Origin of the sequence: Methanoregula sp., from assembly GCF_041645475.1 — an archaeon.
Taxonomy (GTDB): domain Archaea; phylum Halobacteriota; class Methanomicrobia; order Methanomicrobiales; family Methanospirillaceae; genus Methanoregula.
In genome coordinates, this window is sequence record NZ_JBAZQA010000004.1 from 80,075 (window position 1) to 93,765 (window position 13,691).

The 13,691-nt window shown below is 53.3% G+C and carries 16 protein-coding genes; 6 read left to right on the top strand and 10 right to left on the bottom strand.

Going from position 1 to position 13,691, the window contains the following annotated elements; translation table 11 throughout:
- Positions 1-61: 61 nt before the first annotated feature.
- Positions 62-379, bottom strand: a complete 318-nt coding sequence (locus tag WC598_RS05235; RefSeq protein ID WP_372960423.1) for a hypothetical protein — start codon at positions 377-379, stop codon at positions 62-64.
- 113 nt (positions 380-492) lie between these two features.
- Here WC598_RS05235 and WC598_RS05240 point away from each other — a divergent pair, with 113 nt between their 5' ends.
- A complete protein-coding gene (locus WC598_RS05240; RefSeq protein ID WP_372960424.1) occupies positions 493-1,206 on the top strand; it encodes a hypothetical protein in 714 nt (237 codons plus the stop codon).
- Positions 1,207-1,375: 169 nt separating this feature from the next.
- On the opposite strand, the gene WC598_RS05245 is transcribed toward WC598_RS05240, so the two are convergent.
- The gene (locus WC598_RS05245) at positions 1,376-2,155 is read right to left on the bottom strand and encodes an HD domain-containing protein (RefSeq protein WP_372960425.1); all 780 of its coding nucleotides are present in this window, start codon (positions 2,153-2,155) and stop codon (positions 1,376-1,378) included.
- A gap of 10 nt (positions 2,156-2,165) precedes the next feature.
- On the bottom strand, positions 2,166-2,459 hold the full coding sequence (locus WC598_RS05250) for a hypothetical protein (RefSeq protein ID WP_372960426.1): 294 nt from the start codon (positions 2,457-2,459) through the stop codon (positions 2,166-2,168).
- Positions 2,460-2,747: 288 nt separating this feature from the next.
- Between WC598_RS05250 and WC598_RS05255 the strand changes: the two genes are divergently transcribed.
- The 5 genes from WC598_RS05255 (at position 2,748) to WC598_RS05275 (ending at position 7,250) form a co-directional block, all read left to right on the top strand.
- Positions 2,748-3,839, top strand: coding sequence for a hypothetical protein (locus WC598_RS05255; RefSeq protein WP_372960427.1), 1,092 nt, complete (start codon positions 2,748-2,750; stop codon positions 3,837-3,839).
- A gap of 437 nt (positions 3,840-4,276) precedes the next feature.
- A complete protein-coding gene (locus tag WC598_RS05260) occupies positions 4,277-5,341 on the top strand; it encodes a virulence RhuM family protein (RefSeq protein WP_372960428.1) in 1,065 nt (354 codons plus the stop codon).
- A gap of 515 nt (positions 5,342-5,856) precedes the next feature.
- Complete coding sequence (locus WC598_RS05265) at positions 5,857-6,402, top strand: hypothetical protein (RefSeq protein ID WP_372960429.1); 546 nt, start codon at positions 5,857-5,859, stop codon at positions 6,400-6,402.
- 199 nt (positions 6,403-6,601) lie between these two features.
- Positions 6,602-7,105: a hypothetical protein gene (locus WC598_RS05270; RefSeq protein ID WP_372960430.1), complete on the top strand. Its 504-nt coding sequence runs from the start codon at positions 6,602-6,604 to the stop codon at positions 7,103-7,105.
- A 10-nt stretch (positions 7,106-7,115) separates the two neighbouring features.
- A complete protein-coding gene (locus WC598_RS05275; RefSeq protein WP_372960431.1) occupies positions 7,116-7,250 on the top strand; it encodes a hypothetical protein in 135 nt (44 codons plus the stop codon).
- Positions 7,251-7,436: 186 nt separating this feature from the next.
- Here WC598_RS05275 and WC598_RS05280 read toward each other — a convergent pair whose 3' ends face one another.
- The 7 genes from WC598_RS05280 to ahaC all read right to left on the bottom strand — a co-directional run bounded on the left by WC598_RS05280 (position 7,437) and on the right by ahaC (position 13,690).
- Positions 7,437-7,712, bottom strand: coding sequence for a winged helix-turn-helix domain-containing protein (locus WC598_RS05280; RefSeq protein WP_372960432.1), 276 nt, complete (start codon positions 7,710-7,712; stop codon positions 7,437-7,439).
- Positions 7,713-7,714: 2 nt separating this feature from the next.
- Positions 7,715-8,344, bottom strand: coding sequence for a hypothetical protein (locus WC598_RS05285; protein WP_372960433.1), 630 nt, complete (start codon positions 8,342-8,344; stop codon positions 7,715-7,717).
- 156 nt (positions 8,345-8,500) lie between these two features.
- The gene (locus WC598_RS05290) at positions 8,501-9,163 is read right to left on the bottom strand and encodes a V-type ATP synthase subunit D (RefSeq protein ID WP_372960434.1); all 663 of its coding nucleotides are present in this window, start codon (positions 9,161-9,163) and stop codon (positions 8,501-8,503) included.
- Between the two features lie 5 nt (positions 9,164-9,168).
- Positions 9,169-10,587, bottom strand: a complete 1,419-nt coding sequence (locus WC598_RS05295; RefSeq protein ID WP_372960435.1) for a V-type ATP synthase subunit B — start codon at positions 10,585-10,587, stop codon at positions 9,169-9,171.
- Positions 10,584-12,323, bottom strand: coding sequence for a V-type ATP synthase subunit A (locus WC598_RS05300; protein WP_372960436.1), 1,740 nt, complete (start codon positions 12,321-12,323; stop codon positions 10,584-10,586). Before WC598_RS05300 ends, WC598_RS05295 begins: the two co-directional genes overlap by 4 nt.
- 4 nt (positions 12,324-12,327) lie before the next feature.
- On the bottom strand, positions 12,328-12,648 hold the full coding sequence (locus tag WC598_RS05305) for a V-type ATP synthase subunit F (RefSeq protein WP_372960437.1): 321 nt from the start codon (positions 12,646-12,648) through the stop codon (positions 12,328-12,330).
- Positions 12,641-13,690: an ATP synthase A1 subunit C gene (gene ahaC, locus WC598_RS05310; RefSeq protein WP_372960438.1), complete on the bottom strand. Its 1,050-nt coding sequence runs from the start codon at positions 13,688-13,690 to the stop codon at positions 12,641-12,643. The genes WC598_RS05305 and ahaC overlap by 8 nt, the downstream gene beginning before the upstream one ends.
- Position 13,691: the final 1 nt, after the last annotated feature.

Consider the following 13,691-nt stretch of genomic DNA (forward strand, 5'->3'; position numbering starts at 1 on the left):
CTCGCGGGGCGGTGGTCAGGCAGGTGGCGGGATGTCATTAAGCACTAATCAAAATTTTGGTTTATTCTTGTTTTTCCCACATTTGATCCCCACCCATTATCAATAATTTGTCAGCACCCCCATCCCCGGCCTCCTTTTCTAGCGCTTTTTTTATGCAAACTGCATCGTTGATTTTTGTATCATCGAACTGAAGCGGAATAAAATCATAAATTTCGCCCTTCGGAGTATGAAGTTGTATATGCCATTTTTCATTTACTTTATTAATATTGAGTCTCCCGCCACCAGTATCGCTTCGAGGGATTGTCTTGAGAATGAATTCCCCATCATTTATTTCAAGTGTTTGCCGTTCTGCTGTCGGCATTTCATTTCCAATGATCATAAGTATCTAGATGGAAATAGTCAATTATAAAACCCTACATTATGTTTCTTAGTTCTTTGTCAGATACTTAATGAAGCACGTGAAAGAGAGGGTGGGATGACTTGTGAGGGATTATGGATTGGATTGTTGGTTTAAACGGGGATGAACTTGATTTACAGGAGCTGGCTAAAGTCTGGAACTGTCCAGAAATTACTATTGAAAAGGACAACACTTCATACGTCCTGAAATCTACGCATTTTGCATCTTTAACATCGGATCAAGATGTTCGGGAGAAAGCCAATGAGTTGTTGATACCTCTCAATGCAGGAATTAAATTGGAATTAGATTCCCCAAAACCGGTAGAAATTACGCACACAATACAAATCAATCCCAACGGAACGAGAATTGCCTTACAATTGTGTTATGAGGTCGTTGGTGTAAGAAATCTCACTCAAATCGCGACATTTACTAAGGAAGGTATAAAAGAAGTTTACAACCCGGCAGATCCCGTTGTTTCACTTTTCAATCTTGCTCAATCAGATTCGCAAGTCGCGAAGATATGCCAATACGTTAATCTCGATTTGAATTCTTGGTTTACGCTCTACAATATTCTGGAAATATTAGAAGAAGATAAGTTTAAGCCAATTATGAGAAACGGATGTCATAAGGGAAAAGCTGACGATTTAACGCGAACAGCCAATAGTTACAAAATATTGGGTTCAAAATCGCGACATGCAAAGAGAAATAACGCTATTATAAAAAATCCACTGTCGTTACCTGAGGCTCGGAGTTTCATTATGATGCTCATCCGAGAATGGCTTGATGAGAAGAGAACAAAAATTTCATAATCTCTCGAAAATTGTTCCGTCTGCATTTTGATATAATGAACGTCTGATAGATTTTTGAATGCTTGAATGATTTTTTGTATCAGCCCTTATGAAAACTGTTCCATTGAGTGTGGGTTCAGGACTAATTCCGCATTTGATGTTTAACGTTCTATCCATTGCGAAATCCAGCTCAATCCCCGGCCCCTCTCGCTCTCACCCGTACAACCGGCACATCAATCCCGTTCTCGCGGAAGATTTCCTGCACGGACTTGATTTCCTTAGACAAATGATCAGTAATCGTCTTACTCTTACGGGAATGATTGACAAGAACAACAATCTCCGGCTTGAAGAACCCGAGATCCTTGATGTTCATGTGCCCTTCCCAGAACTCAATGGCATCAGAATCTACAGATCCATCCGGGGTTTTCAGGTCATCCTTAATCTCGGTGTAGACCGATTTAGGACACTTGAAGTTCGTGATCTCGCAGGCATCGAGCAGCCGGAAGATCGCACAGATCAGGCGAACCCGCACAGCTCCCCGCTTTGCAGGGACCGTTTTGATGTCATACGATGATGAATGGCTCTCGATCACATACTCAAGGATGAAGAGCAGGTCGCTGTCCAGGCTGTTGAAGGAGTCGCAGATGCTCTCGCTGTTCATGAGGATATCAACCGAGATCGTGTTGTGCGGGGTCCGGTCCTTCACGCAGCCGATATCATGGAGCCATGCAGCGGCATAGAGAATGAACCGCTCGGCTCTCGTGAGTTTAATCCCCCATTCTTCAGGAAAGGAATTGATCATCCGGATGATACTGACTGAATGATCAACCCCGTGGGAGGGAAAATTCTGGATCTTCCGCGGTGCAAACCGCAGGAAGCTCTCCGCATATTTGGAAACCGCGACAAGTATGGTCTTCTGGGGATGAGTTATTCCCTTATACTCATACTTGGGAAAAATAGAGGTATCCATATCTCACGGTTTACCGGTTTTTCCAGTATTTTTCGTAGAGTTCTTTGATCATGGGGGTCGACTCGTTGCTGATCATCAGCAGACGGCCTGCCCTTCCTTTTTCCGTCTCGCCATACTCCGCCTTGATAATACCCCAGTCAAAGAGGGTATCCAGTGCCGCAGAGACCGTATTTTTACTGATCTCTCCGTTTAAGCTTGCCTGGAGTTTACCAAGCCAGACCTTCTCTCCCCGCTCATGGCAACCATATATCTCAGTTGCGACTTTCAATTCATTCGACAAGGGATTTTTTACCATAGTAGCCATTCGGCATTCGCCTCCTGCATCAAACCCGTATTTCAGAAATTCATCAATCGCCGTGGGTCTCAGTAGGAGAGAAGGTGTTGTGCTGCCATTTTCCCACTTCATACTGACTGTTCCAGTTGCTTGCATAGGAACACGACCATTAAAGCAGGTCAAACACTAGTGTCATCTTTTCTGGATATATAGTTTATTATTTGGGCATTAGGGTCAAATTTTGGGTGTGATACCCGATTATTTCTAGTTGGTATCTCTCTTCGATAAATAAATATCAAAATAAAAAAGTTACTATATATGGATGAATCTTCGGTTGAAGAGATGATAACCCTCAAACAAAAATTTGGTTACATCTCTGACGAAGAATCACTTAAACTCGCCAATGCCATCGATAATGAGCTTCTCCCATTCTTCAACAAGGAAGTTGTTCAGGATAAGGAAACAAACGTCATTGCCGTTGAACGGAAGGGGCTGAACCTGTTCCATCCCTATCTTCACAGCATCAAAGGTATGCGGAATATTATCTCGATTAAACCGCTCAATCATCACGGCCCCTATTCTATGGAATACCGGTTTCTCTCTTTTTGTAATTTTGATCGAAGTAACATCCTTCTGACGGATGCAATCACTACGGGAGCTGAAACACGGAAGATCCTTACTGTATCCCCTTTTAAATTCAAGGCGCTCGGTGGATTCAAAAAAGTCTGCGGATATATGGCATTGAAGGGTGCGCTTAATGAGATAGAGCGGGATTACCCCGGCATTTCTTTCAGATTCTTGAAAATAATTGAGGATCGGGCTGATTATTACGAGGAGCATAAAAAAATTATCTACGTATACCAGAAACGAATGGAGCCAATCGATGAGGAGCACGATTTCTTCGTAGTGGATGTCAAGCCTGAACTGACCCTCCCTCAAATAAAAACAAGAATCCGAGAAATTGTTGTGGAGAGATACGGGAATTGTTTTGAATTACTGGATAACGATTTAGGAATTGACTCAAAATTTAATTTTACCATCTATTTTGATCTTCCTGAGCAATTTCTAAAAACGGCCTTCAATGTCCAACTACATAATGGAGACCACATTGAGAAGCTCGCTATAAGATTCAAGTTTTCATCCCACGATTCAAAACTTAGAATCATGGCATTATCGATGCCGAATCTGAACAAAGAAAATGTACTCCAATATGGACGGCGACGTATCCTTGCATCCTGCATCAGAAATATTCCAAAAAGACATTGTCGGGTTCCTTTATGGGTAAGGATGCTGTTACCGATTGAACGCAGCACGTTATGCGCTGACTGTGTTGATACGAACATTTCAGCAACACTGTTGAATGATATTTATTCAATGGTCGCAGAATCGGGCTTACTTAAAGTGAGCTAACCAGACGTTCCCGCACAAGTTCTCCTGCATTTCTTAATTCACCAAAACACTTACAACGATACACTTGGTCCATTAAAAATAAAACCACGGCACTTAAGTTAACAGAAGTTTACGCATTTGGAGCGATCAGGTCTAAGTATTCAAGGTGAATACTTACAGTGGCTTGGGTTATGTTAGTAAACGATGAAGTGATCAAGAGCGATATTCATTGATTCTTTGTTCAAACGAATCATTCCGAGGGCAGGGACTCTCACGTACCTTCAATGATGATCCCCCACGTCAACTCGTGAACCCTTATAATACAAACGAACCGGTTTTTGATCGTTTTGCTGACGCCAACAAAACGATCCCACAGCTATTTTCACCCCACGGTAACACACTATAAAAGGCCAAACATCCGGTTATGATTAATAAAAGATTGTTGCGACAGTGAGGAAATGAGCGATAATCCAGTTTCGGAACCGGCAACCAGTTCCCGGATCCTTTTCTACCAGTCCGAAGACGGCACAAGCCGCATTGAGGTCCGGCTCGAAGAGGGAACGGTCTGGCTCACGCAGGCACTCATCGCGGAACTCTACCAGACGACAAAGCAGAATGTCAGCCTCCATATCAGGAATATTATCAATGACGGGGAACTGGAGGAGGGATCAGTTGTCAAGGAATACTTGACAACTGCAGCCGATGGGAAGAATTACCGGACACTGTACTACAACCTCGACATGATCCTCGCCATCGGCTACCGGGTCCGCTCCCACCGGGGTACACAGTTCCGCAGGTGGGCAACCGAGCGGCTGAGCGAATACCTCATCAAAGGATTCGTACTCGATGACGAGCGGCTCAGGGAAGGGCGCAGCATCGGAGAGGATTACTTCGACGAACTTCTCGAACGTATCCGTGATATCCGTGCATCCGAGAAGCGGTTTTACCGGAAGCTCCGGGATATCTATACGCTCGCCATCGACTACGACCCTCATGCCGATGCCACCCATGAATTCTTCCAGATGGTCCAGAACAAGCTCCACTGGGCGATCACCGGTCATACCGCTGCAGAGCTGATCGCCCAACGGGCGGATGCAGCGAAACCGAACATGGGGCTGACCGCGTGGAAGGGTGCTAAGGTCCGGAGGGGAGACGTGACGGTTGCCAAGAATTACTTGAGCGAGGTCGAGATCAAAACCCTGAACCGGATCATCTCAATGTATCTCGACTATGCCGAGATGCAGGCCCAGAGAAAACAACCCGTCTATATGAGGGAATGGAAAGAGAAACTTGATGCCTTCCTCAAATTCAACGAACGAGAGATCCTCGGCGACAAGGGATCGATCTCCATGGAGATCGCACAACACCTTGCCCTGGAGCAGTATGAGAAGTTCTCTGCACAACGGCTTTCTGATGAGGCTGCTCTTCCCGATACAGAATTTGAGCAGGCTGCACAACAGATACGTTCCCGGAACAGCGATCAGGAAACACCTGATAATACCGCGACACGTAAAACCAGGTAAAGGCCACCATTTTGCCGGCCTCGCAAACGGATATCTGCGTGGTTCATTCCCATAACCTCAGGGTTATACCCATCCAGCCCCATATAGAGCCCCGATTCTCCCAATAACTACCAATTCTTTCGCTCCGACCGATTAGTATATAATATGTTTTATCATTTTTAGTATAATCACAAATACCGGATAAAAGCTGCACACGGGCACCTGCGAGGATTGAGGGGCCCGGATTCATCCTGCCCAGTGCGGGAAAGAATCCCGCCTCCGGATCTGCGGCAGTACCAGGTATATGCGGTACTCCTCCGGCATTGTGGGAATGCATACACTCTGCCACGAGCCTCCCTGTCGGAGGGCGTGGTTGGCTTCACCGGATGCCGGCCCGGCAGCAACCGGGGATCCTGAAAGGTATTACGTTAGGGGACCTTCGGTCCGGGCCGGTACCCGTAACCGATCCGGGTTCAGGCAGCCCGGTGAGCGAATCGTAAAAAGAGCACCATGTGATGAGAGAAAACCGTGATTCAATGAGCAGGACAACAAAAACCACCGGGAGGCCCCGCAGGATCTCCCGGGCAAAAATGGGAGACACCTCCCTTTCACAAGAGAAGAGAGCTGAACAGGAAAACACCGGCCTGGCCCGGCGCAGCAGGTCCACAGGGACTGATACCGAGGTCGTCATCCATCCCCCCACCGATCTGCTGGCACCGCAAGCCGGGCCGGGACGGACACGGTCCAACCCGATCGTGTACGAGGCAATGGATCTCCTCAGGACCTACGGGTATTCCCCGGCACGGATGATCGATCCTTCGATCCCGGTCAATATCATCGGACTGAAGAAGAGCGGCACGCTATTGGTATGCGCCATCCGTTCCCGCCTGCCGGTGCCAAATGCAGCGAAACTGTATGAACTCTTTACCGGCAAAGTGGATTGCCTCTGTGGGATGGCGAGACGGATTCATGAACAGATCATGATCTGGGTCTACTCACCTGCCTGTGGCTGGCGGTATTACCTGGTGTATCCGGGAGGTCTCCGGTTTGACCTCGACTTCCCGGCATCCCTCGATAAATAACCTATTTTTCCCCGGATCAATGCCGATCCGCGCCGGACGGCCCGGTTTGCCATTTTCTCCGTTATACGGCCTTGAACGGGTACCCCTGAAATTATCCGTTATATCCCCCACGGTCAATGATAGTATGTCAAAGGGCGCCCCGCGACAAACCCCGGGAAAGTTCGGAGAACTTCCCAAAAAACAAAAGGAGAAACCAGAAATGGCAGACTTTACGACAAGCAACACCACGAAGAGCGCGGTCCGCAAGCTCGCAGACCCGCTCGCAGATGTGACTGCCTTTGACAACCTTGTCCAGGGCGTCATCACGAACAACCCCTTCCAGTGCACGACCTACAATGCAGGAGGGTCCGACCACCCGCCGGTTGAGCGAACCAAACAGGGATACACCGCACGCGTCTTCTACCAGGACGCCGATGTGAATACCGTTGCCGTCATCACGGCACGGGCACCCACCATCGCTGCCTTCACGAGCGTTGCCAACCACATTGTTGCCGATGCGGAGATCGCAGCCGCACTCGGGGGAACACCCATACGGGACCTCGACAACGAGAAGTACGCATCCACCCTGAAGTGCCACGATGCCAACGGCGAGATCTACTTCGTCAACTTCAGCCGGGAGCAGGTGACCCTCACCTCGTTCTCGGACGAGGCGATCCGGAACCGGGTCGAGACCTGGGCAGACACCGTGCCGGCCCTTGCCTGAGGTGCCCCTCATGGACAACGAACTCATCATCACCGGCGCATTCCTCGGCGCAGGACTGCTCGCCTACGTGATCATCCCCGGCCTCCTCGTCATCTGGGACCGGGTGCTGGATCACATAGGAAGCAACGGGAACATCCCGAAGTAACAACGGAGGAACAAACAGGCAGGGGTGAAGTCCCCTGCCTTACTATTTTTAAAAACGATCAAACATTTTGTTGAGGCCCTGATTCAGCTGAGAGAATAGCCCCCCCTTGCGTCACCAATCCCCGTTGGGGGACGGGGCGCATTACGATAGCCCTCAAAAAAATATGATTCCGTACCCTGACCGGCCCTACAGCCGGAATCCCGGGATCCGGTCGAACAGTTTCTGGTACAGTTCGGTAAAGAGAGCAATATAGTCCCGGGCATGTCCGGTCGCAACATAGGAATTTCTCTCCCCGTCCTTTGTTACCGCAAGATATTCCTTCCCGCAGAGGAACGCGATATACTCCTGCCCGGTCTTGGAATTGAGGTCGCACCGGCTGATAATGGCCGTGAACGACCGGGGCGTTTTGCAGTACACGAGAATCTCCCAGTAAATCTCGTAGGGGGTCCGCCGTTCCGCCATGGTCACCGCTGCTCCAGGGCCTGTTCCAGGACGCTCTCGTTCATCGTGGTTGCTTCAAGGCGCCGGTCCCAGACAAGGGAATACCGGTGGAAGCCGATCGACGTGATGATCGTAACGATCCCTATGGTCAGGTTGATGGCTGCGGCAATGAGCGGGATTGCGGGATTCAGCCAGTTCCCCGTATTCATGGCGGAGATTCCCTGGAGGAGATTCACGATACCGAGCGTGACAAAACAACACCCCCCGAGCCTTGAGATGGTGATCATCCACGGAAAGATCCGTTTGTATTCACGGTAGCGTCCAAGCAATCGGACAATCCACCCGGTAAGTATCTCGTCCGGTACCGGCCCGGCATGGTTCAAAAACTCCCTGCGGATCCCCCTGATCGCCCGGTGGACTTTTACGCTGTTGAGTATCCACATCAGCCCGATCCCAAAGCCGATCATGGATATCACCCCTCCAAGCACCCGGAGCGGCGGGGACGTCTGGGCGAGCGGCAGTCCAAGCACGGCCAGGGTCATGTACATCAGCCCGAACGCCATAGCAAGGGCGCCAAACGCCATATTCAGGATCACGAGCACAAAGAAACTGTTCAGTTCGTCCCTGAATTGTGAAACGGTATCATTTCCCATTCTGGTTTTTCACCGGTCTATAGATATAATGGAGTTCCGTGATTAAAGACCATGAATCTAAGATACGTACCTGGATCCCGCACTTCCCCGGAACCCCTTTTTTCAGATGGGGGAATATCCCAAAAAAGAACAGACCGTTGCTGGGATCAACAGATCTTATTTCGCGGCCAGTTTCTTCTCCTTTGCTTTCTTTTTCTTCTTCTCTAAAATGCTCTTGACCTTCTTGAGCCGGAACAGGTCCTCCCGCTCCCGCTCCTCGATGGCGTTCTTGATGTACTTGGCCTGGCTCCTGAGCTCGGGAATGAGGATCTGCTCAAGGGCGTTCACCCGGCGGCGGTTCATCTGGATCTCGGTTCCTAGGCGCCGCATCGCGGTCTCGGTCTCGGCGAGCTTGATTAACAGGTCCAGCTCCGCCTCGTACCGCTCGGCGGTCTCATCGATCCGGGCGCTCGTCGAGATGATCCCGTAGCCCCGCTCCAGCATATTCTTCGAGACCCGCTTCTTCTCGATCACCGGAACGGGAACGCCCATGATGTTCTTGCCGCTGATGTCGACCGTGATCGAGCGCCGGGTTGCAAACGAGGCCGACTTCAGCGTTACCGGGTCGTCTACGGCCTGGGCTATCATCAGGGCAAGGTCCGCTGCCCGGGATACCTGTTCGAGTTCATCGCGGGAGTCCGAAACGGTGCTTAAGATCTTGAAGAACTCCTGGATGAGCGCATCCATCTTCTCCCGCAGGAGGTCCCGGCCCTGCTCGGCAAGCCTGATCTGGGACTTCTTCTTCATCAGCTCCATCCGGGTGGGCTTGACCTGCTCCATACGGATCAGCTCTCCCCGGGTTTCCCGCCGGCATCCTGTGCAGCCGGGTGGTATTTCCTGATGTGCTCCCGTTTTATCCGCTTGAGCTCGTCCTCGGGCAGGGTTGCAAAGAGGTCCCAGGCAATCGAGAGCGTCTTCTCGATGGGCCGGTCCTCGTCCCCCTGCGTGACGAACTGCCGCTCGAACCCGTCTGCGAACTTCAGGTACTTCCGGTCAAGGTCGGTCAGCGCCTCTTCCCCGACAATCGCCACGAGGCGACGCAGGTCGCGACCGTAGGCATAGCTGGCATAGAGCTGGTCCGCCACGCCCCGGTGGTCTTCCCGGGTCTTCCCCGGGCCGATACCAAGGTTCATGAGCCGGGACAGGCACGGCAGGGCATCGACCGGCGGGTCGCCGCCGCGCCGGAAGATGTCCCGCGAGAGCACGATCTGGCCCTCGGTGATGTAGCCGGTGAGATCCGGCACCGGGTGGGTGATGTCGTCGTCCGGCATCGTTAAGATCGGGATCTGGGTGATCGAGCCCTTCTTTCCTTTCAGCCGCCCGGCCCGCTCGTAGATGGAGGCGAGGTCGGTGTACATGTAGCCGGGATACCCGCGCCGGCCGGGCACCTCCTCGCGGGCAGTCGAGATCTCGCGGAGCGCTTCGCAGTAATTGATCATGTCGGTTAAGATCACGAGGACGTGGAGGTGATGGGTGAAGGCAAGGTATTCTGCAACCGTAAGCCCGCACCGGGGGGCCGCCAGCCGCTCGACCGTCGGGTCGTCGGCCAGGTTCATGAAGAAGACCACGCGATCGAGAGCTCCCGTACGCTCGAAGTCCTGCATGAAGAACGAGGCCTCCTTGTGGGTGATCCCCATGGCAACGAAGACCACGGCAAACTCCTCGCCCTCGCCCAAAACTTTTGCCTGCCGGGCTATCTGGGCGGCAAGCTTGCTTGCCGGGAGACCGGATCCGGAAAAGATCGGCAGCTTCTGCCCCCGCACGAGCGTATTGAGGCCGTCGATTGCCGACATGCCCGTCTGGATAAAGTCTGCAGGCTTGTCCCGGGCGGAGGGGTTGATGGGCGTTCCGGCAATGTCAAGAACCGCCTCCGGTATGATCTCGGCACCCCCGTCCCGGGGTTTCCCGACCCCGGAGAAAACCCGGCCCAGCATGTCCTTCGAGACATGGATCCGGGCCGGTTCGCCGATGAACCGGACCCTGGTGCCGAGAAGGTCGATGCCCCGGGTGCCCTCGTACACCTGGACAACCGCGTGGTCCTCCGAGATATCGAGCACCTGACCGGTCCGCTCCTCACCGTCACGGAGGGTGATCTTCACGATCTCGCCAAACGATGCCCCGAGAACCCCGTTGACGAAGATCAGCGGGCCGGATACGTAATCGATCGTCCGGTACTCTTTTGTCAGCAGCGGTACCTCCTTCATTTCTCCACCTCGAGAGCCATAAAGGAAGTATTGATTTCGTCGATGATCTTACGGATCGCATCCGTCTCACCGATCTCCTTCATCCGGCCGATCGCTGCCTTCAGCGGGAGTGCCTGGATCTGCCGGAGGCTGATGCCCCGGTTCATCGCAACAACTGCCTGCTCGTAGTAGGACATGATCACCCTGAGCATCAGGTACTGCTTCTCAATGGGGCAGAACGAGTCCGTATCGCTGTAGGCGCTCTGCTGGAGGAAGTCCTCGCGGATCATCCGGGTCACTTCCAGGATCGCTTTCTCGCTGTCGGGGAGAGCGTCGGGGCCCACCAGCTGGACTATCTCCTGGAGCTCCACTTCCTTCTGGAGCAGGTACATTGCCTTCTCCCGGAGTTCCCGCCAGTCGCGGGCGATCGTCTTGCTGTACCATTCCGCGATGCTGTCGAGATAGAGCGAGTAGCTCTTGATCCAGTTCACCGAAGGGAAGTGCCGGCGGTAGGCGAGGTTCGTGTCAAGGGCCCAGAACGTCCCGACCACCCGGAGCGTGTTCTGGGTGATCGGCTCCGAGAAGTCCCCTCCGGGCGGGGAAACCGCTCCCACCACCGTGATCGAGCCGGTCCGCTCACCCGAGCCGAGGCAGACTACCCGGCCGGCCCGCTCGTAAAACGCCGAGAGCCGGGTAGCAAGGTAGGCGGGATAGCCCTCCTCGCCCGGCATCTCTTCGAGCCGGCCGGAGACTTCACGCAGCGCCTCCCCCCAGCGCGAGGTCGAGTCGGCCAGCAGTGCAACATCGTATCCCATGTCCCGGAAGTACTCCGCGATGGTGATTCCCGTGTAAATCGAGGCTTCCCGGGCGGCAACCGGCATGTTCGAGGTGTTGGCAATCAGGATCGTCCGCTGGATCAGCGGGAGCTTTGTCCGGGGATCAACGAGCTCGGGGAACTCCGCGAGCACGTCCGTCATCTCGTTGCCCCGCTCCCCGCACCCGATGTACACAACGATCTGAGTGTCCGACCACTTGGCCAGCGTCTGCTCGGAGACGGTCTTTCCCGTCCCGAACCCGCCCGGGATCATGGCCGTCCCGCCTTTTGTAACCGGGAACATACAGTCAAAGACCCGCTGTCCGGTTATCAGCGGCAGGACCGGGTCGAGCTTCTTCCGGTGGGGCCTTGGGATCCGCACCGGCCAGGACTGCATCATGGGGAGCCGTGCTCCGTTGTCGAGAACACAGATAATCTCCTCGACCGTAAACAACCCGGCCCGGATCTCCGCAACCCGGCCGGATACTTTCGGGGGGACAAGGATCCGGTGCTCGAACTGGAACTCCTTCACGGTACCGATGACATCGCCGGGCCCGAGCGCGTCACCGATCTTCACGGAAGGAACAAACTCCCATTTCTTTGCCCGGTCGAGGCCCGGGGCGAAGATCCCGCGGCCGATGAAATCGCCGCTCTTTTCCAGGAGTACCGGCAGCGGGCGCTGGACGCCGTCATAGATCGAAGCGAGGAGGCCGGGCCCGAGCTCAACGGAAAGCGGGGTCTCGGTATTCTCCACGCTCTCGCCGAGAGTAAGGCCGGTTGTGTCCTCGTACACCTGGATGACCGCCTCTTCGCCTTCAAGCCGGATGATCTCGCCGCGGAGCGCCTCAGTGCCGACCTTCACCACATCATACATCTTGGACCCTTTCATGCCCTTTGCAATAATCACCGGGCCCGAGATCCGTGAAATTGTTCCTGTAATCATGCCATCACCTCTTGAGGACGATGTTGTACCCGATTGCTTTTCTTAGAAGCCGCTCGATGTAGGTGTGCCGGTCCATCTCCTTTAACTTCGAGGGGATCGGGATGATGAGCGGGCGGTGCATCTTCTCGATCCGGTCCATGAGCTTCTCGTCAAGCGAGAGCATGTACTCCTCGTTCACCGCAACGATCCCGATATCATCCTTGTGAAGAAGCGGCGGGATCACGACCCGGGCTTCTTCCGCATCCCTTGCCTCGTACACTTCCGCTCCCGCAAGCCGGAAACCTGACGCCCGATCGCAATCCGTGACAATGACGAACTTAAACATAGACGAGCTCCTCCTTAAGGTTCTCCACGGGAAAATCAGCCGTCTTGCAGCGCGAGATGACCCGGATGTTGGTGATCTCGTTGTACTTGGCCCAGAAGTACCCGATGAGCGAAGCAGCACTCAGGGGATCGCCGATAAAGGCCTTCGTGCCCTGCTGGACCAGGTAGCGCTCCAGCTTCTTTTCGATCACCGAGATCTTCTGTGCCCTGATGGCAATCTCCGGCGTGTCCGAGAGGAAGCGGTACCTCGTTCCCGCCAGTTCATGGACGGCATCCTCTATCGTATTTACGGTGAGCAGGTGATCGAGTTTTTTTACATCGAACTCCAATCCCCCGGGGAGCAGGAATTTTTTCGCCTCCCCGGGTTCAACGTGGTCCCGGATCATCCGCAGCACCGTCTTGATATTCACCACATCGATCTCAAGGGAGAGGATGGATCGGATCATCGCGTTGTTCTTCCCCCGGGCGCTGACCGACCGGAGGGCGTCCTCGTAATAAAACCGGTCGAGCGCACATTCGAGCATGCCGAGGTCCCCGGTCCGGACGAACTCCGGAAAAGCCGTGGTGAGCGGTTTTGCCCAGGATAGTTCCCAGGTTGCAAGCAGGTCGATCACCGCTTTTGTGTCCTGCTGGCGCACGAGTTCTGCTAAGGTTGCCTCGTCCAGCTCTCCCGCAGGGACGATGCATTCGGCAATCTCCTCGTTTGTCACGTGGATGTTCTTTCCGCGGAGGATCGTCTTGATATTCTGGATATCCCAGCGGTGGAGAAATATCCGTATATACTGCTCGGCATCCTCATTTATGGAAAAATCGAGAACCTTTTTGAAGGTCCTAACGAAATTGCTGCGCAGGGCGTGCTCTATGCAGGGCATACCCGAGTACCTGCCCCGCGCCTCAACGATGTCGTCGTGGTACGGTGTCTTCTCCAGCTCGCCAATCAGGGAAACAAGGTCCGGCTGGAGGATCAGGTTGTCGAGCGTACGGTGATCAAGGAGCCGGCTCTTCATTCCCCGCATCCGGGCATTGATGTATCCCCAGTCCATC

Excerpts from the sequence above, each read along its gene's own strand:
- WC598_RS05235 (WP_372960423.1), bottom strand. The coding sequence starts at position 379 with ATGATCATTGGAAATGAAATGCCGACAGCAGAACGGCAAACACTTGAA.
- WC598_RS05240 (WP_372960424.1), top strand. The coding sequence starts at position 493 with ATGGATTGGATTGTTGGTTTAAACGGGGATGAACTTGATTTACAGGAG.
- WC598_RS05245 (WP_372960425.1), bottom strand. The coding sequence starts at position 2,155 with ATGGATACCTCTATTTTTCCCAAGTATGAGTATAAGGGAATAACTCAT.
- WC598_RS05250 (WP_372960426.1), bottom strand. The coding sequence starts at position 2,459 with ATGGCTACTATGGTAAAAAATCCCTTGTCGAATGAATTGAAAGTCGCA.
- WC598_RS05255 (WP_372960427.1), top strand. The coding sequence starts at position 2,748 with ATGGATGAATCTTCGGTTGAAGAGATGATAACCCTCAAACAAAAATTT.
- WC598_RS05260 (WP_372960428.1), top strand. The coding sequence starts at position 4,277 with ATGAGCGATAATCCAGTTTCGGAACCGGCAACCAGTTCCCGGATCCTT.
- WC598_RS05265 (WP_372960429.1), top strand. The coding sequence starts at position 5,857 with ATGAGCAGGACAACAAAAACCACCGGGAGGCCCCGCAGGATCTCCCGG.
- WC598_RS05270 (WP_372960430.1), top strand. The coding sequence starts at position 6,602 with ATGGCAGACTTTACGACAAGCAACACCACGAAGAGCGCGGTCCGCAAG.
- WC598_RS05275 (WP_372960431.1), top strand. The coding sequence starts at position 7,116 with ATGGACAACGAACTCATCATCACCGGCGCATTCCTCGGCGCAGGACTG.
- WC598_RS05280 (WP_372960432.1), bottom strand. The coding sequence starts at position 7,712 with ATGGCGGAACGGCGGACCCCCTACGAGATTTACTGGGAGATTCTCGTG.
- WC598_RS05285 (WP_372960433.1), bottom strand. The coding sequence starts at position 8,344 with ATGGGAAATGATACCGTTTCACAATTCAGGGACGAACTGAACAGTTTC.
- WC598_RS05290 (WP_372960434.1), bottom strand. The coding sequence starts at position 9,163 with ATGGAGCAGGTCAAGCCCACCCGGATGGAGCTGATGAAGAAGAAGTCC.
- WC598_RS05295 (WP_372960435.1), bottom strand. The coding sequence starts at position 10,587 with ATGAAGGAGGTACCGCTGCTGACAAAAGAGTACCGGACGATCGATTAC.
- WC598_RS05300 (WP_372960436.1), bottom strand. The coding sequence starts at position 12,323 with ATGATTACAGGAACAATTTCACGGATCTCGGGCCCGGTGATTATTGCA.
- WC598_RS05305 (WP_372960437.1), bottom strand. The coding sequence starts at position 12,648 with ATGTTTAAGTTCGTCATTGTCACGGATTGCGATCGGGCGTCAGGTTTC.
- ahaC (WP_372960438.1), bottom strand. The coding sequence starts at position 13,690 with ATGGACTGGGGATACATCAATGCCCGGATGCGGGGAATGAAGAGCCGG.